We start from the raw sequence: 21,121 nt of genomic DNA, 5'->3' as shown, positions 1-21,121 counted from the left end.
GCTGGCCTGGCCTTGGGAGGAGTTGAACAGCACGCCGGTACGTGCCATGCGCACATTGCCCAGGTTGATGTCCCCGCGCCCAGGTTGCCAGGGCGCTGCAGCAGCCAGCAAGGTGGCACCGCCGGCACCCATCGCATTGGTTTGTGAGCGCAGGCGGAACACCGGTTGCTCACCGGCACGGCGTACGAACTCACCGCTTCCGAAACCGTCTATCGGCTGGGTCAGCCGGCATTCGAACGCGTCACCCTCCACCGTCCAGGCAATGCTCTCCATGCGTGTCTGAAACGTCAAGGCACCGGCCGGCACGCTGGCAAACACGATAAACAGGGCTAGGTAACGCTGGCGCACGGCGGGCTCCACATAATTCGACACTCACCTTTACGCTATCGGGCGGCCGCGGGAAAACTTGATACCTGTGCTCTGGAGGGGCTTTTCCGGTAGCATTACGGCTTGAGTTCGACCCGCCTGGAATCCTCAATGTCCGATCGCCTGACCCTCCTGCGCCCCGACGACTGGCACATCCATCTGCGTGATGGTGCCGTCTTGCCTCACACCGTTGGTGATGTGGCGCGCACCTTCGCCCGTGCCATCATCATGCCCAACCTGGTGCCGCCGGTGCGCAATGCCGCCGAAGCCGGGGCCTATCGTGACCGTATTCTGGCTGCTCGCCCGGCTGGCAGTCGGTTTGAGCCGTTGATGGTGCTGTATCTCACCGACCGCACCACCCCACAAGACATCCGAGATGCCAAGGCCAGCGGTATCGTGCATGCCGCCAAGCTCTACCCGGCAGGCGCCACCACCAATTCCGATTCTGGCGTGACCAGCATCGACAATATTTTCCCGGCTATCGAGGCGCTGGCTGAAGTCGGCATGCCATTGCTGGTGCACGGCGAAGTCACGCGCAGCGAGATCGACGTATTCGACCGTGAAAAGCGCTTCATCGACGAGCATATGCGCCGCCTGGTCGAGCGCTTCCCCTCGCTCAAGGTGGTCTTCGAGCACATTACCACCAGCGATGCGGCCCAGTTCGTGACCGAGGCTTCGGCCAACGTAGGCGCCACCATCACCGCGCAGCACTTGCTGTACAACCGCAACCATATGCTGGTGGGCGGCATACGGCCGCATTTCTATTGCCTGCCCATCCTCAAGCGCAACACGCATCAGGTGGCGTTGCTGGACGCCGCCACCAGCGGCAACCCGAAGTTCTTCCTCGGCACCGACTCGGCTCCCCACGCCCGCCACGCCAAGGAAGCGGCGTGTGGATGCGCTGGCTGCTACACCGCGTATGCGGCCATCGAGCTCTATGCAGAGGCGTTCGAACAGCGCAACGCTCTGGACAAGCTCGAAGGTTTTGCCAGCCTGCACGGCCCTGCTTTCTACGGCTTGCCAGCCAACACCGACACCATCACCCTGGTTCGTGAGCAATGGACGGCCCCAGAAAGCCTGCCCTTCGGTGAGCAAACCGTGATTCCGCTGCGCGCCGGGGAAACACTGCGCTGGCGCCTGCTGGAGGAACACGCGTGAGCGAAGACCTGTACGAAGATGAACTTGAATCCTCTGGCAGCGGTGGTCACCGTCACCCAATGGCCGAACGCTTTCGGGGTTACCTGCCCGTGGTGGTGGATGTGGAGACTGGTGGTTTCAATAGCGCCACCGACGCCTTGCTGGAAATTGCTGCCGTCACCATTGGCATGGATGAAAAGGGTTTTCTGTTCCCCGAACATACCTATTTTCACCGCGTAGAGCCCTTCGAAGGCGCCAACATCGAGGCCGCGGCGCTGGAGTTCACCGGCATCAAACTCGACCACCCGCTGCGCATGGCGGTGAGCGAGGAAACGGCCCTGACGGATATCTTCCGAGGCATCCGCAAGGCGCTCAAGGCCAATGGTTGCAAGCGCGCCATCCTGGTGGGCCACAACAGCAGTTTCGACCTGGGTTTCCTTAACGCGGCGGTAGCGCGCAACGACCTCAAGCGTAACCCGTTCCACCCGTTTTCGAGCTTCGACACGGCCACCCTGGCAGGGCTCGCCTATGGGCAGACCGTGTTGGCTCGCGCCTGCCAGAGCGCTGACATCGATTTCGATGGTCGCGAGGCGCACTCGGCACGCTACGACACCGAAAAAACGGCTGAGCTGTTCTGCGGTATCGTCAACCGCTGGAAAGACATGGGCGGCTGGCGACAGGATTGATCCGCGCGTTTCAGCGCTAAAGCCAGCCCGTGCGGCTGGCAAAAAAAACCGGCCATGAAGGCCGGTTTTTTGTGCTCGACGCGGGCTTACAGCTTGCCGGCGTTCTCGCTCAGGTAGGCAGCAACGCCTTCTGGCGATGCGTTCATGCCCTTGTCGCCTTTTTTCCAGTTGGCAGGGCAGACTTCGCCGTGCTCTTCGTGGAACTGCAGGGCGTCGACCAGGCGCAGCAGCTCGTCCATGTTACGGCCCAGCGGCAGGTCGTTGATGATCTGCGAGCGCACGACACCGTTGGTGTCGATCAGGAAGGCGCCACGGAAGGCCACGCCGCCTTCGGACTCTACGTCGTAGGCCTTGCAGATTTCGTGGGTCATGTCGGCAGCCAGGGTGTACTTGACCGGGCCGATGCCGCCGTTGTTGACGGGGGTGTTGCGCCATGCGTTGTGGGTGAAGTGCGAATCGATCGATACGCCGATCACTTCCACGTTGCGCGCCTGGAAGTCAGGAATGCGATTGTCCAGAGCAATCAGCTCGGACGGGCAGACGAAGGTGAAGTCCAGCGGGTAGAAGAACACCAGGCCGTACTTGCCCTTGATGGCCGAGGCCAGGTTGAAGCTGTCGACGATCTCGCCGCTGCCCAGTACGGCAGGTACGGTGAAATCGGGGGCTTTCTTGCCAACGAGTACGCTCATTGTTATCTCCTGATGTGAGTGAAGAACCATTGCAGGCCGAGTCGCCGACCCGACATGCAACAAAGGTTGACCATCATACACAGGTTACGGTGGCAGGCCGAATGCTGAGCGCGCGACCGTTGGTCACCCGGGGCAAATGCCTTCTGAAACCACTTTGACAAGCATTCTCATTCACATTAAGCTCCAATCCATCGAACCCGCCAGCGATGGTCAGCCCTATGTATGTGTGTCTTTGTGTCGGCGTCACCGACGGACAGATCCGCGATGCGATCTATGAAGGATGCTGCAGCTACAAGGAAGTCCGAACCACCACCGGTGTCGCCAGCCAGTGTGGCAAGTGCGCCTGCCTTGCCAAGGAAGTGGTGCGCGAAACACTGACCAAACTACAGGTCAGCCAGGCCGCCCTGCCCTATCCGGTAGAATTCACCACTGCCTGATACCCAGAATGACGAAAACCGGACCATGCGTCCGGTTTTTTTTCGCCTTAATTCAACGAGTTAGCGCGCCAACGCGGTTCACAAACATTCTTATTCCTATTAATTTTCATTTATTATTCAATTACTTAGGTTTGACAGGCCTGGGCATCAGGCTCAAACTTCCCTGTATTGGCACACTTCGACAGGGCAGGAACCCCAATGAAAGGCGACATCAGCGTCATCCAGCATCTCAACAAGATCCTCGGAAACGAGCTGGTCGCAATCAACCAGTATTTCCTGCATGCCCGCATGTACGAAGATTGGGGCCTGAACAAGCTCGGCAAGCACGAATACAAAGAATCGATCGACGAAATGAAACACGCTGACAAACTGATCAAGCGTATTCTGTTTCTCGAAGGTATTCCCAATGTTCAGGACTTGGGCAAGCTGCTGATCGGCGAGCACACCAAAGAGATGCTCGAGTGCGACCTGCGAATCGAGCAGAAAGGCCTGATCGACCTGAAGGCGGCCATTGCTCACTGCGAAACAGCGGGTGACTTTGGTTCGCGTGACGTGCTGGAAGATATTCTGGAGTCTGAAGAAGAGCACATCGACTGGCTGGAAACCCAGCTGGGCTTGATCGACAAGATTGGTATCGAAAATTACCTGCAGTCGCAGATGGGCGAAGAATAAGACGCCAACACAAAAAAACCCGCCAATGGCGGGTTTTTTTTGGAGCGCATTTCTTACGCTTCGGCAGCCTTCGCCTTGGCGGCGGCATCCTTGATCAGGGTCTGCAGCTCTCCCTTTTCGAACATTTCCAGCACGATGTCGCTACCGCCGACCAGCTCACCACCGACCCACAGCTGGGGGAAGGTTGGCCAGTTGGCATATTTGGGCAGGTTGGCGCGAATTTCCGGGTTCTGCAGGATGTCGACGTAGGCGAACTTCTCGCCGCAACCCATCACTGCCTGGGAGGCACGGGCCGAAAAGCCGCACTGCGGCGCATTCGGCGAGCCCTTCATGTAAAGCAGAATGGTGTTGTTGGCAATCTGCTCTTTGATCGTTTCGATGATATCCATGTAGCACCTCGGCTTGACTTTCCGACACGGGCGTCGGCACGGTGACGCATTGTAACGGAAAGCCGAGCTGCATGCTCGGCCTTGCCAAGGCTCAAGCGGCTTCCACGTGCACCGGAACGCCATTGAGTGCAGCATTGCCGCAGACCGAGTCGCGCAGCAGCTCGTCAGTGAGATCGTTGGCGCTGACGCCGGGCTGTGCCTGGGCGGTCTGAAGGCGCACACCGTGACGACTATGCCCGAAGCCATGGGGCAGGCTTACCACCCCTGGCATCATGCTTTCGCACGCCTGTACCTGCACCTGCACCGCCCCTGCTCGCGAGCTGACCCTGACCTGCTGGCCATCCTGCAGTTGGCGCTGGCGCAGGTCATCGGGGTGCATCAACAAGTGATGGCGCGGTTTCCCTTTGACCAGCCTGTGATAGTTGTGCATCCAGGAATTGTTGCTGCGTACGTGACGCCGCCCTATGAGCAGCAGTTGCCCGGCTTCTGGCGGCGCCTGCCGGGCCAGACGCTGCAGGTCATCGAGCAGCACACGCGGCGCTGCCTCGACGGTTTTGCTCGACGTGCCCAGGCGATGGGCAAGGTTGGCCTGCAAGGGGCCCAGGTCCAACCCATGAGGGTGTGCATCGAGGGTTTCGAGTGACAGCTGCCAGGGCGTCGCCTGTCCATAACGCCCGCTGCGCAGGGCTTTGTCGATCATCTGCGCTGGCGCTACGGTCGGCGGCAGTTCACGTCCGGCACGGCGCGCATACGCCTTGGCCAGGCCGACGAAGATTTCCCAGTCGTGCAGGGCGCCCTCGGGCCTGGGCAGAATCGCTCGGTTGAACCGGCTCACATTGCGGACCGCCAGCAGGTTGAAGGTGGTGTCGTAGTGATCGTTTTCCAGGGCTGAAGTCGATGGCAGGATCAGATCGGCATGGCGCGTGGTTTCGTTGATGTACAGGTCGATACTGAGCATGAAGTCGAGCGCCGACAGTGCCCTGTCCAATTGCCGCCCGTTGGGCGTCGACAGTACGGGATTGCCCGCGACCGTGACCAAGGCGCGGACCTGCCCCTCACCCGGGGTCAGCATCTCCTCGGCAAGCGCCGCCACCGGCAGTTCTCCGGCGTACTCTGGCAGGCCCGAGACCCGACTCTGCCAGGCGTTGAAGTGGCCACCCGAAGTGCTCGCCACCACGTCCACCGCAGGTTCGGTACACAGTGCCCCGCCCTTGCGATCAAGGTTACCGGTGACCAGGTTGATCAGTTGCACCAGCCAGTGACAGAGCGTGCCGAACACTTGGGTCGATACCCCCATGCGCCCGTAACACACCGCCTTGTCGGCGGCGGCGAAATCACGCGCCAACTGGCGAATGGCCTGCGCCGGGATGCCGCACAGGCCGCTCATGGCCTCGGCCGTCATGGGGGCCAGGGCGGCGCGGACATCGAACAGCCCTGTCATCGGCAGATGCGAGCCGCGTGTCAGGCCCTCCTCGAACAGGGTGTTGAGCAGCCCGCACAACAAGGCCGCGTCGCCGCCCGGCCGAATGAATAAATGGTTGTCTGCGATGACCGCAGTTTCAGTGCGCCGCGGATCGATCACCACCAGACGTCCGCCCCTGGCCTGCAAGGCCTTGAGGCGTTTTTCCACATCCGGGACCGTCATGATGCTGCCGTTCGAGGCCAAGGGGTTGCCGCCCAGTACCAGCATGAAATCGGTGTGGTCGATGTCCGGAATCGGCAGGAGCAGCCCATGGCCATACATCAGGTGGCTGACCAGGTGCTGGGGCAGTTGGTCCACAGATGTGGCGGAATAGCGATTGCGGGTCTTCAACAGCCCTAAAAAGTAGTTGCCATGGGTCATCAACCCATAGTTGTGCACACTCGGGTTGCCTTGATACACGGCAACCGCATTGTTGCCGTGGGCCTGCTGCACGCGCCAAAGGCGCTCGGCGGCCAGCTCAAATGCCTCCTCCCAGCCAATCGCCTGCCACTGGTCGCCCACGCGCCGGTGGGGTTGGCGCAGCCGGTCAGGATCATTCTGGATATCCTGCAGTGCCACCGCCTTGGGGCAGACATGGCCGCGGCTGAAGGGGTCCTGAGGATCGCCTTTGATGGACTCGATCCGGGCAGGTTCGCCAGGCGAGTGGCTCAGCACGATGTTCAAACCACAAATGGCTTCACACAGGTGACAAGCACGGTGGTGCAGGGTACGGGTCATGGCCGCATGCCTCATTGTATTGATGGCTCGACTATGGACTCAGCCCTGTACAGGAGCCAGCGTGCTTTGCGGTGTGAATTGGTCTTTATCACTCATACGGCAGGCCCTGCCTGTTTGCCAATGTGCCCTCAAGCCGTGTACAAACAGCCGTAGCAAATAAAACACAGCGATACAGTGCCCTGCGAAACCCCTTGCAACATCGCCGGGGGTGCCAAGTGGTTTCACCCCTTGGTTTCAGGCGACATTTAATTATAGTATTGCGCCTTTCCCTATTCGTCCGCCCCGTGCGGCTTACGCCGCAGGTCACCGCCGTTGTCAAAAAAAACCGCACGGTCGGCCTGCATACTGTTGCAGATAAGGTAGTCAATCATGAGCGCTAGGCACTTTCTCTCCCTGCTGGACTTCACCACCGACGAATTGCTCGGGGTGATCCGCCGCGGCATCGAGCTGAAGGACCTGCGCAAGCGAGGCGTGCTGTTCGAGCCGCTGAAGAGCCGTGTGCTGGGCATGATCTTCGAAAAATCGTCGACCCGCACCCGCGTGTCGTTCGAAGCCGGGATGATTCAGCTTGGCGGCCAGGCCATTTTCCTGTCCCCGCGCGATACCCAACTGGGCCGGGGCGAGCCGATCGGCGACAGCGCCATCGTCCTGTCGAGCATGCTCGACGTGGTGATGATACGGACCCACGCCCACAGCACCCTGACTGACTTTGCCGCCAAGTCCCGCGTACCGGTGATCAACGCCCTGTCGGACGAGTCGCACCCCTGTCAGCTTCTGGCCGACATGCAGACGTTCCTCGAGCACCGTGGGGCAATCGAGGGCAAGACCGTCGCGTGGATCGGCGACGGCTTCAACATGTGCAACTCGTACATCGAAGCGGCCCGGCAGTTCGGTTTCCAGCTGCGCATCGCCTGCCCCGAGGGATATGAGCCCGACCCACGGTTCCTGGCCATCGGCGCTGAGCACGTGCAGATCGTGCGCGATCCCCGTGAAGCGGTAAAAGGTGCTCACCTGGTGACCACCGACGTCTGGACTTCCATGGGCCAGGAGGAGGAAACTGCTCGTCGCCTGGCGCATTTCGCGCCGTACCAGGTCACCCGCGACATGCTCGACCTGGCAGCACCCGACGTCTTGTTCATGCATTGCCTGCCCGCCCACCGTGGCGAGGAAATCAGCCATGATCTGCTCGATGACCCCCGTTCGGTCGCCTGGGATCAAGCTGAGAACCGTCTGCATGCACAAAAGGCACTCCTGGAATTTCTTGTCGAACCGGCTTACCACCACGCATGAGTCAACCTCTACTGCTCAACCTGCGCAACCTTGCCTGCGGCTATGGCGACCAGCGCATCGTCCAGAACCTGAACCTGCATCTGAATGCAGGCGACATTGGCTGCCTGCTGGGCTCGTCCGGCTGCGGCAAGACCACGACCTTGCGGGCCATCGCAGGTTTCGAGCCGGTGCACGAAGGCGAAATCCAACTGGCCGGCAACGTCATTTCCAAGGCCGGTTTCACCCTGGCACCGGAGAAGCGCCGCATCGGCATGGTGTTTCAGGACTATGCCCTGTTCCCCCACCTGACGGTGGCGCAGAACATCGCCTTCGGCATCGCCAAGCACCCGCGCCAGGCGGCGGTCATCGACGAGATGCTGGACCTGGTCAAGCTGGGTGGGCTTGGTGGCCGTTACGCTCACGAGCTGTCCGGCGGCCAGCAGCAGCGGGTGGCACTGGCACGGGCGTTGGCGCCAGAGCCGCAATTGCTGCTTCTGGACGAGCCGTTTTCCAACCTTGACGTGGAGCTTCGTCGCAGGCTCAGCCACGAGGTGCGGGATATCCTCAAGCAGCGCGGCACCAGCGCCATCCTGGTCACCCATGATCAGGAAGAAGCCTTCGCGGTCAGCGATCAGGTTGGGGTGTTCAAGGAAGGCCGGCTTGAGCAGTGGGATACACCCTACAACCTGTACCATGAACCGCAGACACCTTTCGTGGCCAGTTTCATCGGCCAGGGCTATTTCATCCGTGGCCAGATGACCAGTGTAGAAGCCGTCAGCACCGAGCTGGGCGAGCTGCGAGGCAACCGCGCCTATCGCATGGCTGCCGGCAGCTCGGTGGATGTGTTGCTACGTCCGGATGACATCGTGCATGCCCCCGACAGCCCGTTGCGCGCAGTGATCGTGGGCAAGAGCTTTCTCGGCGCCTCGACCTTGTACCGCCTGCAACTCCCCACCGGCAGCCAGCTCGAAGCGATCTTCACCAGCCATGTGGATCGTCAGCCAGGAGAAGAGGTGGGCATCGCAGTAAAAGCCGATCACTTGGTGGTGTTTCCGGTGCCAGGCAGCATTGCAACCCAGACGGTGCAGCAGGCAACAGGCGTTCGTCGCCACAGTGGGCCGAACTGACGCCAGGCCCGGGCTACGTCTTGAGCGTGCCCGCTACCGGCTCAACCCGAGCAGGTAGCAAGGATGAATGGGCATCACGTTCTGCCAATACTGGCAAAGGTGGCCTGGGTATGCTCGGCCAGGGTCGTTGCCGCCAGTTCCACCTCCAGCCCACGTCGCCCAGCGCTCACATGGATAGTCGCAAAACGCTGCGCCGCCTCGTCGATGAAGGTGCGCAGACGTTTCTTTTGCCCTAGCGGGCTGATCCCACCTACCAGATAGCCTGTTGCCCGCTGCGCCTTGACAGGGTCGGCCATCTCGCACTTTTTCACCCCCGCCGCATGCGCCAAGGCCTTGAGATCAAGGGTACCCACCACAGGCACCACCGCCACCAGCAGCTCCCCTTTCTCGCTACAAGCCAGCAGCGTCTTGAATACCTGCTGCGGGTCCAGGCCGAGCTTATCTGCAGCTTCCAGTCCATAGGACGCTGTCTTGGGGTCGTGCTCGTAGCTGTGAACGTGATAGTGCGCGTGATGCTTTTTCAGCAGGTCCAGAGCGGGCGTCATACGAAGTTCCGGTGTAAGACAGATCGGCAGCTACTTTAGGTCAATTCCCACATCCCAGCCAAGAAGCCCGTGCGCCCCGCTCTACCATGGGGCATCACGCTGGCGGCCGTTGCCCAAAACGTGACTGACCGTTCACTTTCGACCTTTGACATCAGCGTTTCTTGTCTATATTTTTTCGTTTCTGAATGCCGGGGGTGCACCTTCACGGTGCACCTCATATCCGCCCAGGACCATCCGGAAGGTCCGGGCCTTGCTGTCGAGCCCCGCGCGACTCACAACAAAAACAACGAGGTCCTACATGACAATTGCTCAAGGCCAACCCACGCTGTCCAGTCAGTGCTTGGCCGAATTCCTCGGTACTGCGCTGCTGATCTTCTTCGGTACCGGCTGCGTCGCCGCGCTCAAGGTCGCAGGCGCAAGCTTCGGACTCTGGGAAATCAGCATCATTTGGGGGGTGGGCGTCAGCATGAGCATCTACCTCACCGCCGGGATCTCCGGTGCTCACCTGAACCCTGCCGTCAGCATCGCGCTGACCCTGTTCGCCGGCTTCGAGCGGCGCAAGCTGCCTTTCTACATGCTTGCCCAAGTGTGTGGTGCCTTCTGCGGCGCGGCGCTGGTCTACACCCTCTATAGCAGCCTGTTCTTCGATTTCGAACAAGCGCACGCCATGCTGCGCGGTAGTGAATCCAGCCTGGACCTGGCAGCGGTTTTCTCGACCTATCCCCATCCTTCCTTGTCTACGGCGCAAGCGCTGCTGGTGGAGGTGGTGATCACGGCGATCCTTATGGCCGTCATCATGGCCCTGACCGACGATAACAACGGCCTGCCCCGCGGCCCGATGGCGCCGCTGCTGATCGGCCTGCTGATCGCGGTGATTGGCAGTGCCATGGGGCCCTTGACCGGCTTTGCCATGAACCCGGCACGCGACCTGGGCCCGAAAATCATGACCTTCCTGGCAGGCTGGGGCGAAATCGCCTTTACCGGCGGCCGGGATGTGCCTTACTTCCTGGTGCCGATATTCGGCCCTATCATCGGCGCCTGCCTGGGTGCTGCCACCTATCGTGGCTTGATTGCCCGCAATTTGCCCGCAGCTCCAACGTCCACGCCTGCGGCAAGCGACGGTCGCCAAGGCGATACGCAAGTCAACTGAGCACGGCAGCCAGACCCGCCACGACCCCTATTTTGCAAGGCCAACACCATGACAGACACTCAGGACAAGCAGTACATCATCGCCCTGGACCAGGGCACCACCAGTTCGCGTGCGATCATCTTCGACCGCGACGCCAATGTGGTCGGCACCTCCCAGCGTGAGTTCGTCCAGCATTATCCGCAGGCAGGTTGGGTCGAGCACGACCCCATGGAAATCTTCGCCACCCAGAGTGCGACCATGGTCGAAGCACTGGCCCAAGCTGGCATCAGCCATGCCCAGGTTGCGGCCCTGGGTATCACCAACCAGCGCGAAACGACCGTCGTCTGGGACAAGGAAACCGGCCGCCCGGTATACAACGCCATCGTCTGGCAATGCCGGCGCAGCACTGAAATCTGCGCCCAGCTCAAGCGCGACGGCTTTGAGGACTACATTCGTAAAACCACGGGTCTGGTCACCGACCCGTACTTTTCCGGTACCAAGCTTAAGTGGATCCTGGACAATGTCGACGGCGCCCGGGAACGCGCCGAGCGTGGCGAACTGCTGTTCGGCACCGTCGATACCTGGCTGATCTGGAAGTTTTCCGGCGGCAAGGTGCATGTCACCGACTACACCAATGCCTCGCGAACCCTCATGTTCAACATCCACACGCTGCAGTGGGATGAAAAGCTGCTCGACATCCTGGGCATCCCTGCGCAAATGCTGCCAGAGGTGCGCTCCTCCTCCGAGGTCTATGGGCATACCAAAAGTGGCATCGCCATCGCCGGCATCGCCGGGGACCAGCAATCGGCCCTGTTCGGGCAGATGTGCGTGGAACCGGGGCAGGCGAAGAACACCTATGGCACTGGTTGTTTCCTGCTGATGAACACGGGCGACAAGGCCGTCACTTCCTCCCATGGCCTGCTGACCACCATCGCCTGTGGCCCGCGCGGTGAAGTGGCCTATGCCCTGGAGGGGGCCGTGTTCAACGGCGGCTCGACGGTCCAGTGGCTGCGCGATGAACTGAAGATCGTCAATGACGCGTTGGATACCGAGTACTTCGCCAGCAAAGTCAAGGACAGCAATGGCGTCTACCTGGTGCCTGCCTTCACCGGCCTTGGCGCCCCCTACTGGGACCCTTATGCCCGCGGGGCGCTGTTTGGCCTGACCCGCGGCGTCAAGGTGGATCACATCATCCGCGCAGCATTGGAGTCCATCGCCTACCAGACCCGCGACGTGCTCGATGCCATGCAGCAGGACTGCGGCCAACGCCTGTCCGAACTGCGGGTTGACGGCGGCGCCGTGGCCAACAACTTCCTGATGCAGTTCCAGGCCGATATCCTCGGCACGTGCGTCGAGCGCCCCAAGATGCGCGAGACCACGGCGCTGGGTGCAGCCTACCTGGCGGGCCTGGCTTGCGGTTTCTGGAGCAGCCTGGACGAATTGCGCAACAAGGCAATCATCGAGCGGGAGTTCAGCCCGCAACTGGATGAAGCGCAAAAAGAGAAATTGTACGGCGGCTGGAAAAAAGCCGTCGATCGCACCCGCGATTGGGAAGACCACGACGCCTGATTATCGTAGGCAACGGCGCACTCCGCTCCAAGGTCTGCGCCGAATCCACCCTTCGGACGGCACGCTGGTCGTCATCCCCGTCCTACGGCATCATTGCAGCATTTGTCAGGCTGCTCCGAAGGACGTCCATGAATTTGCCTCCACGCCAACAACAAATCCTCGAACTGGTCCGCGACCGCGGCTACGTCAGTATCGAGGAAATGGCGCAGCTGTTCGTCGTTACCCCGCAGACGATCCGCCGCGACATCAATCAACTGGCAGAGCTCGACCTGTTGCGCCGTTACCACGGGGGCGCAGCCTACGATTCAAGCGTTGAAAACACGGCATATGCCATGCGCGCCGACCAGATGCGTGATGAAAAGCAGCGCATCGCCGAGGCTGTCGCTCGGCAGGTGCCCGATCATGCCTCGCTGTTCATCAATATCGGCACCACCACCGAATCCATCGCGCGTGCTTTGCTCAACCACAGCCAACTGAAGGTCATCACCAACAACCTGCACGTGGCTTCCATCCTGGCGGCCAAGGATGACTTCGAGGTCCTGGTGGCGGGCGGCACCGTGCGCCGTGATGGCGGCGTCGTAGGTCAGGCCAGTGTCGACTTCATCAATCAGTTCAAGGTCGATTACGCCCTGGTCGGTATCAGCGGCATTGATGAAGACGGGAGCCTGCTGGATTTCGACTATCAGGAAGTGCGCGTATCCCAGGCGATCATCGCCAATGCTCGACAGGTGATCCTGGCTGCGGACTCCAGCAAGTTCGGGCGCAATGCCATGGTGCGCCTGGGCGCCATCAGCCTGGTCGACTGCCTGGTGACTGATCAGACCCCAACCCCTGCCCTGGTACAACTGCTCAATGACCACAAGGTGCGTGTCGAAGTGGTTTAGGTTGCCTCGACCGGCGCTGCAACCGTGGGGGTGGCACAAGCCCGCGCCCCTACGGGCTTTTTTCGTTAATGTTCATTTGCTTGTCACCTGATCAGTATTTTCTATGAATACGGACTGGCGAGTCGCGTTCGCTTGCGCTAGTATTTTCGGAAACGAACATAAATGTTCACTTTCGATACAAATTGCTCCAGGAGACCTCCCCTGTGTCCCAGCCCGATTCGACCAGCGCTCCCGTCGCCGATTGCTATGACCTGGTGGTGATAGGCGGTGGCATCAACGGTGTGGGCATCGCCGCCGACGCTGCCGGCCGCGGCCTGAAAGTCTTTCTGTGTGAAAAGGACGACCTGGCCCGGCACACCTCATCAGCCAGCAGCAAGCTGATTCACGGTGGTCTGCGCTACCTTGAGCATTACGAGTTTCGTCTGGTACGTGAGGCCCTGGCCGAACGCGAAGTCCTGTTGGCCAAGGCACCGCACATTGTTAAGCCCATGCGTTTCGTGCTGCCCCACCGCCCCCATCTGCGCCCCGCCTGGATGATCCGTGCTGGCCTGTTCCTGTACGACCACCTGGGCAAGCGCAAGCGCCTTGGCGCCTCGCGCAGCCTGCGATTTGGCGCGGGCTCCGCGCTCAAGCCGGCCATCACCCGCGGTTTCGAATATGCCGACTGCTGGGTTGACGACGCTCGCCTGGTGGTCCTCAACGCCATGGCCGCCCGTGAACATGGCGCGCATATTCACACCCAGACACTGTGCCTGGGCGCCAGGCGTGTCGGCGCCATCTGGGAAGTGGATGTGCAGCACGCCGACGGCAGCACCCGGACGGTGCGGGCCAAAGGGCTGGTGAACGCCGCCGGCCCATGGGTTGCGCAGTTCATCAAGAACGACCTGAAACTGGACGCTCCTTACGGCATTCGCCTGATTCAGGGGAGCCACCTGATCGTCCCCCGGCTGTATGAAGGCGAGCACGCTTACATTTTGCAGAACGAAGACCAGCGCATCGTTTTCTGCATTCCGTATCTTGATCGTTTTACGCTGATCGGCACCACTGACCGTGAATACACAGGCGACCCTGCCAAGGTAGCGATCACCGATCAGGAAACCGACTATCTGCTCAAGGTGGTCAACGCCCACTTCAATCACCAGCTGCAGCGCAGTGACATCTTCAGCACCTATGCAGGCGTTCGCCCCCTGTGCAATGACGAGTCGGACAACCCGTCGGCCGTTACCCGTGACTACACCTTGGCACTGTCCGCCGCCCACGGTGAAGCCCCCCTGCTCTCGGTCTTCGGTGGCAAGCTCACCACTTACCGCAAGCTGGCCGAATCGGCCATGGCCGAGCTCAAGCCGTTCTTCAGCCAGATGGGCGGCAGTTGGACGGCCGAAGCAACCCTGCCGGGCGGCGAGGACATGACCACGCCGCAGGCACTTGAAGAAGCCTTGCTTGCTCGGCATACCTGGCTCGCCCCGGCCATTGCCCAGCGCTGGGCACGCACCTATGGCAGCCGCGTCTGGACACTGTTGGCAGGCGTCGAAGGCCCGCAGGACCTTGGTCAGGCCATTGGTGCGGGGCTCTTTGCCCGCGAGGTGGATTACCTGTGCGAGCATGAGTGGGCAACCTGCCTTGAAGACATCCTGTGGCGTCGTACCAAGCTTGGGCTGTTTACCACGGAGGCGGAACAGAACACGCTCGCCCAGTACCTGGAAGAGGCAACGCAGCGCAGCCACGCCGCCTGATCCAGCTGCGCCGCCTGTCAGCCCATGCTCACAGGCGGTTATAGGCCTCAATGGCGAGCTCATGGTAAAGCGCCTGCTCCTGGGCATCGAGTTCAGCCTTCAAGGCAGCAGCTTGCTGTAGATAGACCTGCTCCCCGTGCTCGCCGGCGGTGCGTTCGGCGGCCTCGAGCCGTTCGTGAAACGGTACCGCTAGCGCCTCGAAACGTTCGCGATAATAGCTACGCGCAAACGACTGCCAGAACTCGCGTTGCGCCAGCGCTGCGGCCAGTACATCCAGACTTTCGCCCGCCAGCACCTGGTCTGCGGCCAGCCTGATCTGCCGACTGCTGACGTCGCTCAATTCCGGATAGTTCATGTAGCTCGGCTGAGCCGGCAACCCCAAGCGACTCGCCAGATTGACCCGATAAGCCAGGTACACTTCGATGTCATCCACCATCGCATAGGGATCGCGTCGCATTTGCTCGATGTGCCGAGCGGCGATGCTGTCCACCTGGTCCAGGCGGTACAGCGAACGACCAAGTCGCAAGAGTTCGCGCTCAGTCTGCCCGGCACTTGTCCCAGCCGTATGTATGGCGATATGCGCCCTCACCTCCAGTTGACTGAGCAGCAACAACAAACGGTCTTCGCAGGTTTGCGGACCTTGGGTCTGCGAGTAGACCGATTCGCGGACATCCGTACTTTCAGCACACAACTCCAGGATGCGCCATATACGTGCGCGGTAGTACTGCGGTCGTTCGTCGAAATCGTCAGACTCGGCAAAGTCGGCGAGGAACCGGAACAGATCGGCCGACCCCTCATCGTCGAGCAAGGCGTTCCAGATGCGTTCATACCGATGGCGTATCTCTGGCTTGGCCGGCCCAATCCAGCTGTCTAGCAGTTCGTTGTCAATGGACACCCGGGCATGGTGCCGTGGGGCGCGTGAGCCCTCGTTTGCAGTGGCGAGTGCTTGCTGACTGGCTTCGTCCAACGGATTGTCGTGCAGGGACAGTTGCTGGATGCGGTCTCCAAGTGTGCTCAGGTGCTCGTTGACCTCACGAATCTGGTTTTCACGGATGTCCATCAAGCCCCGCCACAGCAATTGATGGGGCTGCGGGAGGTTCAACAGGCCCGTGTTGCGCAGTGAAATCGCACGCAGATGACGCAGGGCAGACAGATTCGGTAGACGGCCGATCGGATTACCGCTCAAGCTGATGTGTTCAAGGTGGGTCAGCCCGGTCAGCACCGTGTCACTGTCGGGTTGCAATACGATCCGATTGTCATCAAGGCGCAGTGTGCGCAACTGCTCCAGACCGCTGAGTCCTGAAGGTAGCTGCGTCAATTGGTTGCCGCGCAAATCGAGCACCTGCAAGTTCGGGAAGCGTCTGAGAAAGGCGTCGCTGACATGGGTAAGCGCCAGGTTGCGCAAGGCCAATTGCCGCACGTGATTGAAATCGATGTCATCAGGCAGGTCAGGTAGCGTGCCCACCTGCTCGCCCTCTACACGCAGCACATACTCATCATTCTCGGACGCAACCGTCTTGCGTCGCCAAGCGCGACGAATGTGGGTGGCCACCCTGCGTCGGCGGCGCCGATCAATGATGCCATTGCCCTGGCCCTCCCAGGAGCCAAGGGACTGACGCAGACGTCCCAGTCGCCCTTCGAGATCGCTCAGGTGGTCCCAAAGGTTCACCTCGCGCTCGATCAATTGCGCTAGATAAGCGTCCATCTGGTCATCGGTCAGTGTCGGGTAAATGCGGCGTATACCCCGTCGTAGTGCTTGCCGACTGCTCTCGCCCCGCCCGCTGAGGGGATAACCGACACGGCCATCCTGGAGTCGGCGAGGCGGGTTGAAGCGACCACCCAGCGCCGTCATCCCCAGCGACTGGGCCGTTTTGCAACGGTCGGCAGCCGCCCTGTGCAGCAGGTCTGCCCCTAATTCGGCTGTCGTAACCGATGAGCCGCCGAAAGCGGTTTTCTGGGTTTCATCCAGGGTCTGCAGCAGGCATGCCAGCAGCCCTTGGTCCCCGGCCTGGACAGGATGTGCTTGCAACTGATATCCCCCGCTGGTCTGCACGATCACCTCGGTGCGCTGTGCATCAGCCGGGCCCTGGGATGCCACCAGCTGGCCCTGAGCCTCCCCCAAGCGCACCTCGATACGTGTTGACACGGGCCATGGCGATGTTTCATCGATCAGCGCCAGTGCCAGGCGCAGTGTGTCCAGGTTGGCGGCATGCTCATGCTCGAACCCCAACAGCGCGCGATCGATGCGGCTTTCACGCAAAGCCCAACGCGCTCGCTCAGCAAGCGGCAGGGGTACCTTGCCGCTCATCAGCGTCGCCAGTTGTTCGGTGGTGGCGCATTCCACGATTTCTTGCGCCAGTGGCACTGACAGGCCGGTGAAGTCGCGAGTGAGCGTATCCACGCCAACGCCTGGCTCGCCCACTGAAAGCGCCAGCGCTTGCTCGACCAACAGCTCGGATGTCGGCCCTTGACCATGCAGCAGGTGCCGTGCCTGCGCCTCCCTGAGCCGTGCTGGTGCAGGCTCCCCGTGCAAACGCAAGCTGCGCAAGTGTTCAGGCGTCAGACCCGTGATGTGCATCAGCGCGTCGGCATCCAGGTTGGATACCTGCTCAAGATCGGCGCCAAAACTACGCATCAATTCACCCGGATGCTCCAGGCTGTGGGCCGACGCCGGCATCTTTTTCAGACGCAACCCCCTGTTGGCCACCCTCACCGGCGTGAGGCCGTCGACCAAACCGATGCGCTCTAACGCGCTGCCAATCGAAGACTGCGCAGCCCCCAGCACCGCGCCCGTGGCCACGACCTGCGCCACATTGAACACATGGGCCAGCGCTTGCTGCCTGTCGCCTATCTGCCAAGCCTCGTAACCGTCGTAGACTTCGCGCGCGACGTCTACGGCTGCCGCTACGAACAAAACTTCGCCCAAGCCGGGAACGAACTGCGCGGCCAGGGTGAGCGCATCGAGCCCTGCCCCTTTCAAAGCGTCGATGCGCTCGTGCCGCTCAAGTTGAGTCAAATCGCCCGTAGGGACGGCCAGCACCCGTGCATCGTCGATCATTGTATTGAGCAAGCGTTTACGCAGGCAGGCAAAAACAGAGCCTTCTATTGCGAAATGGCGACCATCGATAGCGAGCGGTGTAGATCCATCAGAGGATTTGTTCAATTGCGCCAACTGGGCCAGGAACGCAGGCCGATCGCGCTGGGCGATCAAGCTGGCGAAATACCGTCTATATCGACGCTCACGCAGCCGCTTGCCGAGGTGCTCGTACAATCCAGCCCAGTCCGCATGTCGCCCGATGGGCTCGGCCGGGTCATCGGAAAACCAGCTTATCAAGCCGTGCATGGGCCCATTGACCGCTGCGCGAAGCTCAATGACCAGGCAACGCTGAACGGGCTTGCCCAGGACAAATAGCTCGAACGGCTGGAACCCCTGAGTCACGGCCGGTACGGTCGGCTTCTGGGCTATCAGTGGCAGAAGTGCCAGGTAGTCTTGTTCGGTCAACTGCCCTTTGAGCCTGGCCATCCTGACTGCAACATCGAGTGCCGCACGTAGACGCTCCTCGAAAATCTGTTCTACCGCACGCCGCCCAAAATCGGCGGGTGCTGGGGGGCGCGCCTTGGGGAACAAGCACGTACGCAGCTGCTGCTGGTACTGCCCGCCCAGGTCCAGCTGCCGGCAGAGCCGAGCAAACGCTTCGAAGGAGAGCGGCAGTACAGTGCCGTTTGCCTCTTGCAAGTGGGCGCGCCGGTGCAGGCCGGGAAAGGTCTCGCTTTCATGAAAGTTGTGCAGCGCGGCCACCAGCAGCGACTCTTTGCTGTAAAGCGCCCTCATGGGTGTCTGCAGCCGAGGCGCGGCACTGGGTATCGCAACTTTGTCATGCAGCACCACCTGGGCGGAGTCTACATTCACCTCACCCAAGCCCCTGGCTCGCAGCGCCTCCTGAAGTAATGGGCGCGCAAAGGTCTCTAGCCCAGGCAACGTTTTCAAACGCGCCCTGACCGCCTCGCTTGACCTCTGTTCAAGATCGAGCGCCCGGTGGAATGTGCTCAGCAGGTCCGGATCAGCGCTGGTCAGCCAAGCCGGCAACGCGTTCGCCACAAATGCATCAACGGAAACGTGAGGTAGTGCGTTATCTGCCACAAATCTTCCTCTGGTCTGGAAAATGGCGCAGCAGAACATCGGGCTGTCATGGGCAGGTGTTACATATGGCTGGGTACACAAGCATGAGCACTCATTCGGATAACCGAACATGAAATTGAAGGTCATTCGAATTTCCGACTCTGTTGAAAAACTTGAATTAGTCGAACAAGGCTAACGCCCTCGCTTTCAGCGGGGCTAACATGCTTCACGGACCTTGGCACGACTTCTGCTCATATCCCTTCAACCGGATGCAACAGCTGCCGTATCCGTTGAACGAAAGAGTCCGCCAACGGCTCCATAAAAAAAACAAACACGTCGAGGAAAATTTGATGCGTATCGTTCGTCAATTGCTGGGCGCCGCCATCGCGGCTGCTGTAATCGCTTCGCCGGCCATGGCCGAAGAACTCACCGGCACCCTGAAGAAGATCAAGGATTCAGGCACCATCACCTTGGGCCACCGCGACTCCTCCATCCCGTTTTCCTACCTGGCCGGCAAGCCAGAGCCTGTAGGCTACTCCCACGACATCCAGCTGGCCGTCGTCGAGGCCCTGAAGAAGCAACTGGGTACCGACATCAAGGTCCGCTATAACCTGGTCACTTCCCAGACCCGCATCCCGCTGGTGCAGAACGGCACCGTCGACCTGGAGTGCGGCTCCACCACCAACAACGTCGAGCGTCAGCAGCAAGTCAGCTTCTCGGTGGGTATCTTCGAGGTTGGCACCCGTCTGCTGACCAAGGTCAAGGACGGTCAGCCGGCCTACAAGGACTTCGCAGACCTGGCTGGCAAGAACGTAGTGACCACCGCAGGCACGACCTCCGAGCGCATCCTCAAGGCCATGAACGCCGACAAGCAGATGAAGATGAACGTGATCTCCGCCAAGGACCACGGTGAAGCCTTCAACATGCTCGAGAGCGGCCGCGCCGTGGCCTTCATGATGGATGACGCGCTGCTGGCTGGCGAAATGGCCAAGGCTCGCAACCCGTCGGACTGGGTCATCACCGGTACGCCGCAATCCTATGAAATCTACGGTTGCATGGTGCGCAAGGGTGATGAGCCCTTCAAGAAGGCGGTGGATGATGCGATCGTTGGCTACTTCAAGTCCGGTGAAGTCAACAAGAGCTACGACAAGTGGTTCCAGCAGCCAATCCCGCCAAAAGGCCTGAACCTGCGATTCCCGATGAGCGACGAGCTCAAGAAGCTGATCGCCGAGCCGACCGACAAGGCGGCAGACGAGAAGAAATCCTGACCCCCAGCCTGGAGCCTGCCACGCTGCAAGGCGCGAATTAAACCGGCAGGCTCCCCGTTAGTGTCTAACCTTTCATCCGAGGGCAGTTTGCCCTCGGAAGCTGGAAGGTGCCCGTGAAACAATCGTCTGAGGGGAAATCCCGATGAATTACAACTGGGACTGGGGCGTATTCTTCAAGTCCACTGGCGTGGGCAGCGAAACCTATCTGGACTGGTACATCACCGGCCTGGGGTGGACCATCGCCATCGCCATTTCCGCCTGGATCATCGCCTTGCTGCTGGGGTCGATCCTGGGCGTGATGCGTACCGTGCCTAACCGGCTCGTTTCCGGTATCGCCACCGCTTACGTCGAGCTGTTCCGCAACGTGCCTTTGCTGGTGCAGCTGTTCATCTGGTACTTCCTGGTGCCGGACCTGCTGCCAGAGGGGCTGCAGGAATGGTTCAAGCAGGACTTGAACCCGACCACGTCGGCCTTGATCAGTGTGGTCGTGTGCCTGGGCCTGTTCACCGCCGCACGGGTGTGCGAGCAGGTTCGCACCGGCATCCAGGCCCTGCCACGTGGCCAGGAATCGGCAGCGCGGGCGATGGGCTTCAGCCTGTCGCAGATCTACACCAATGTGCTGCTACCACAGGCCTTCCGCATCATCATCCCGCCACTTACCTCCGAATTCCTGAACGTGTTCAAGAACTCCTCGGTGGCTTCGTTGATCGGCCTGATGGAACTGCTGGCGCAAACCAAGCAGACCGCCGAGTTCTCGGCCAACCTGTTCGAAGCGTTCACCTTGGCCACGTTGATCTACTTCACCCTCAACATGGGCCTGATGCTGCTCATGCGCGTCGTCGAGAAGAAAGTGGCCGTACCTGGCCTGATCTCTGTGGGGGGCAAGTAAATGGAACTGGAT

17 protein-coding genes and 1 pseudogene are annotated in these 21,121 nt (G+C 60.7%); 12 read left to right on the top strand and 6 right to left on the bottom strand.

Features of this window, described 5'->3' with window-relative positions; all coding sequences use genetic code 11:
- Window positions 1-348 (bottom strand): annotated as a pseudogene (locus tag ACK59L_RS19020) (OmpA family protein); the annotation flags it as partial.
- Between the two features lie 129 nt (window positions 349-477).
- Between ACK59L_RS19020 and pyrC the strand changes: the two are divergent.
- Window positions 478-1,524: a dihydroorotase gene (gene pyrC / locus ACK59L_RS19015; protein ID WP_409275365.1), complete on the top strand. Its 1,047-nt coding sequence runs from the start codon at window positions 478-480 to the stop codon at window positions 1,522-1,524.
- Entirely contained in the window at window positions 1,521-2,189 is a 669-nt protein-coding gene (gene rnt, locus ACK59L_RS19010; protein ID WP_027915348.1) for a ribonuclease T, read from the top strand. The genes pyrC and rnt overlap by 4 nt, the downstream gene beginning before the upstream one ends.
- An 86-nt stretch (window positions 2,190-2,275) precedes the next feature.
- On the opposite strand, the gene ACK59L_RS19005 is transcribed toward rnt, so the two are convergent.
- Window positions 2,276-2,878, bottom strand: a complete 603-nt coding sequence (locus ACK59L_RS19005; protein WP_023535284.1) for a peroxiredoxin — start codon at window positions 2,876-2,878, stop codon at window positions 2,276-2,278.
- 218 nt (window positions 2,879-3,096) lie between these two features.
- On the opposite strand from ACK59L_RS19005, the gene ACK59L_RS19000 reads away from it, so the two are divergent.
- Together ACK59L_RS19000 and bfr are read left to right on the top strand one after the other, a co-directional pair.
- Complete coding sequence (locus ACK59L_RS19000) at window positions 3,097-3,315, top strand: bacterioferritin-associated ferredoxin (protein WP_409275362.1); 219 nt, start codon at window positions 3,097-3,099, stop codon at window positions 3,313-3,315.
- Between the two features lie 198 nt (window positions 3,316-3,513).
- The gene (bfr, locus tag ACK59L_RS18995) at window positions 3,514-3,987 is read left to right on the top strand and encodes a bacterioferritin (RefSeq protein ID WP_058605176.1); all 474 of its coding nucleotides are present in this window, start codon (window positions 3,514-3,516) and stop codon (window positions 3,985-3,987) included.
- A 53-nt stretch (window positions 3,988-4,040) separates the two neighbouring features.
- On the opposite strand, the gene grxD is transcribed toward bfr, so the two are convergent.
- Window positions 4,041-4,376, bottom strand: a complete 336-nt coding sequence (gene grxD, locus ACK59L_RS18990; protein ID WP_023535214.1) for a Grx4 family monothiol glutaredoxin — start codon at window positions 4,374-4,376, stop codon at window positions 4,041-4,043.
- 91 nt (window positions 4,377-4,467) lie between these two features.
- Window positions 4,468-6,576, bottom strand: a complete 2,109-nt coding sequence (locus ACK59L_RS18985) for a molybdopterin-dependent oxidoreductase (protein WP_409275359.1) — start codon at window positions 6,574-6,576, stop codon at window positions 4,468-4,470.
- Window positions 6,577-6,945: 369 nt separating this feature from the next.
- On the opposite strand from ACK59L_RS18985, the gene argF reads away from it, so the two are divergent.
- Entirely contained in the window at window positions 6,946-7,866 is a 921-nt protein-coding gene (argF, locus tag ACK59L_RS18980) for an ornithine carbamoyltransferase (RefSeq protein WP_058605178.1), read from the top strand.
- Entirely contained in the window at window positions 7,863-8,972 is a 1,110-nt protein-coding gene (locus ACK59L_RS18975; RefSeq protein ID WP_409275357.1) for an ABC transporter ATP-binding protein, read from the top strand. Before argF ends, ACK59L_RS18975 begins: the two co-directional genes overlap by 4 nt.
- 74 nt (window positions 8,973-9,046) lie before the next feature.
- Here the strand turns inward: ACK59L_RS18975 and ybaK are convergent, their stop codons facing one another.
- The gene (ybaK, locus tag ACK59L_RS18970; protein ID WP_058605180.1) at window positions 9,047-9,517 is read right to left on the bottom strand and encodes a Cys-tRNA(Pro) deacylase; all 471 of its coding nucleotides are present in this window, start codon (window positions 9,515-9,517) and stop codon (window positions 9,047-9,049) included.
- A gap of 298 nt (window positions 9,518-9,815) precedes the next feature.
- Between ybaK and ACK59L_RS18965 the strand changes: the two genes are divergently transcribed.
- The 4 genes from ACK59L_RS18965 (at window position 9,816) to glpD (ending at window position 14,832) form a co-directional block, all read left to right on the top strand.
- The gene (locus tag ACK59L_RS18965; RefSeq protein ID WP_058639698.1) at window positions 9,816-10,667 is read left to right on the top strand and encodes an MIP/aquaporin family protein; all 852 of its coding nucleotides are present in this window, start codon (window positions 9,816-9,818) and stop codon (window positions 10,665-10,667) included.
- A gap of 48 nt (window positions 10,668-10,715) precedes the next feature.
- Complete coding sequence (gene glpK / locus ACK59L_RS18960) at window positions 10,716-12,215, top strand: glycerol kinase GlpK (protein ID WP_196136186.1); 1,500 nt, start codon at window positions 10,716-10,718, stop codon at window positions 12,213-12,215.
- A gap of 128 nt (window positions 12,216-12,343) precedes the next feature.
- Window positions 12,344-13,099: a DeoR/GlpR family transcriptional regulator gene (locus ACK59L_RS18955; RefSeq protein WP_023535227.1), complete on the top strand. Its 756-nt coding sequence runs from the start codon at window positions 12,344-12,346 to the stop codon at window positions 13,097-13,099.
- 203 nt (window positions 13,100-13,302) lie between these two features.
- Entirely contained in the window at window positions 13,303-14,832 is a 1,530-nt protein-coding gene (gene glpD, locus ACK59L_RS18950) for a glycerol-3-phosphate dehydrogenase (RefSeq protein WP_409275354.1), read from the top strand.
- Between the two features lie 28 nt (window positions 14,833-14,860).
- On the opposite strand, the gene ACK59L_RS18945 is transcribed toward glpD, so the two are convergent.
- Window positions 14,861-19,012, bottom strand: coding sequence for an NEL-type E3 ubiquitin ligase domain-containing protein (locus ACK59L_RS18945; RefSeq protein WP_409275352.1), 4,152 nt, complete (start codon window positions 19,010-19,012; stop codon window positions 14,861-14,863).
- Between the two features lie 290 nt (window positions 19,013-19,302).
- Between ACK59L_RS18945 and ACK59L_RS18940 the strand changes: the two genes are divergently transcribed.
- Both ACK59L_RS18940 and ACK59L_RS18935 read left to right on the top strand, forming a co-directional pair.
- Window positions 19,303-20,220, top strand: a complete 918-nt coding sequence (locus ACK59L_RS18940; RefSeq protein ID WP_409275350.1) for a glutamate/aspartate ABC transporter substrate-binding protein — start codon at window positions 19,303-19,305, stop codon at window positions 20,218-20,220.
- 142 nt (window positions 20,221-20,362) lie between these two features.
- Window positions 20,363-21,109: an amino acid ABC transporter permease gene (locus ACK59L_RS18935; RefSeq protein ID WP_058605186.1), complete on the top strand. Its 747-nt coding sequence runs from the start codon at window positions 20,363-20,365 to the stop codon at window positions 21,107-21,109.
- Window positions 21,110-21,121: the final 12 nt, after the last annotated feature.

Origin of the sequence: Pseudomonas sp. KCJK9111 (assembly GCF_046231935.1) — a bacterium.
GTDB classification, from domain to species: Bacteria; Pseudomonadota; Gammaproteobacteria; order Pseudomonadales; family Pseudomonadaceae; genus Aquipseudomonas; species Aquipseudomonas parafulva_B.
The sequence above is the reverse complement of the archived record's forward strand: the minus strand, read 5'-3'. Positions and strand labels throughout refer to the sequence as shown.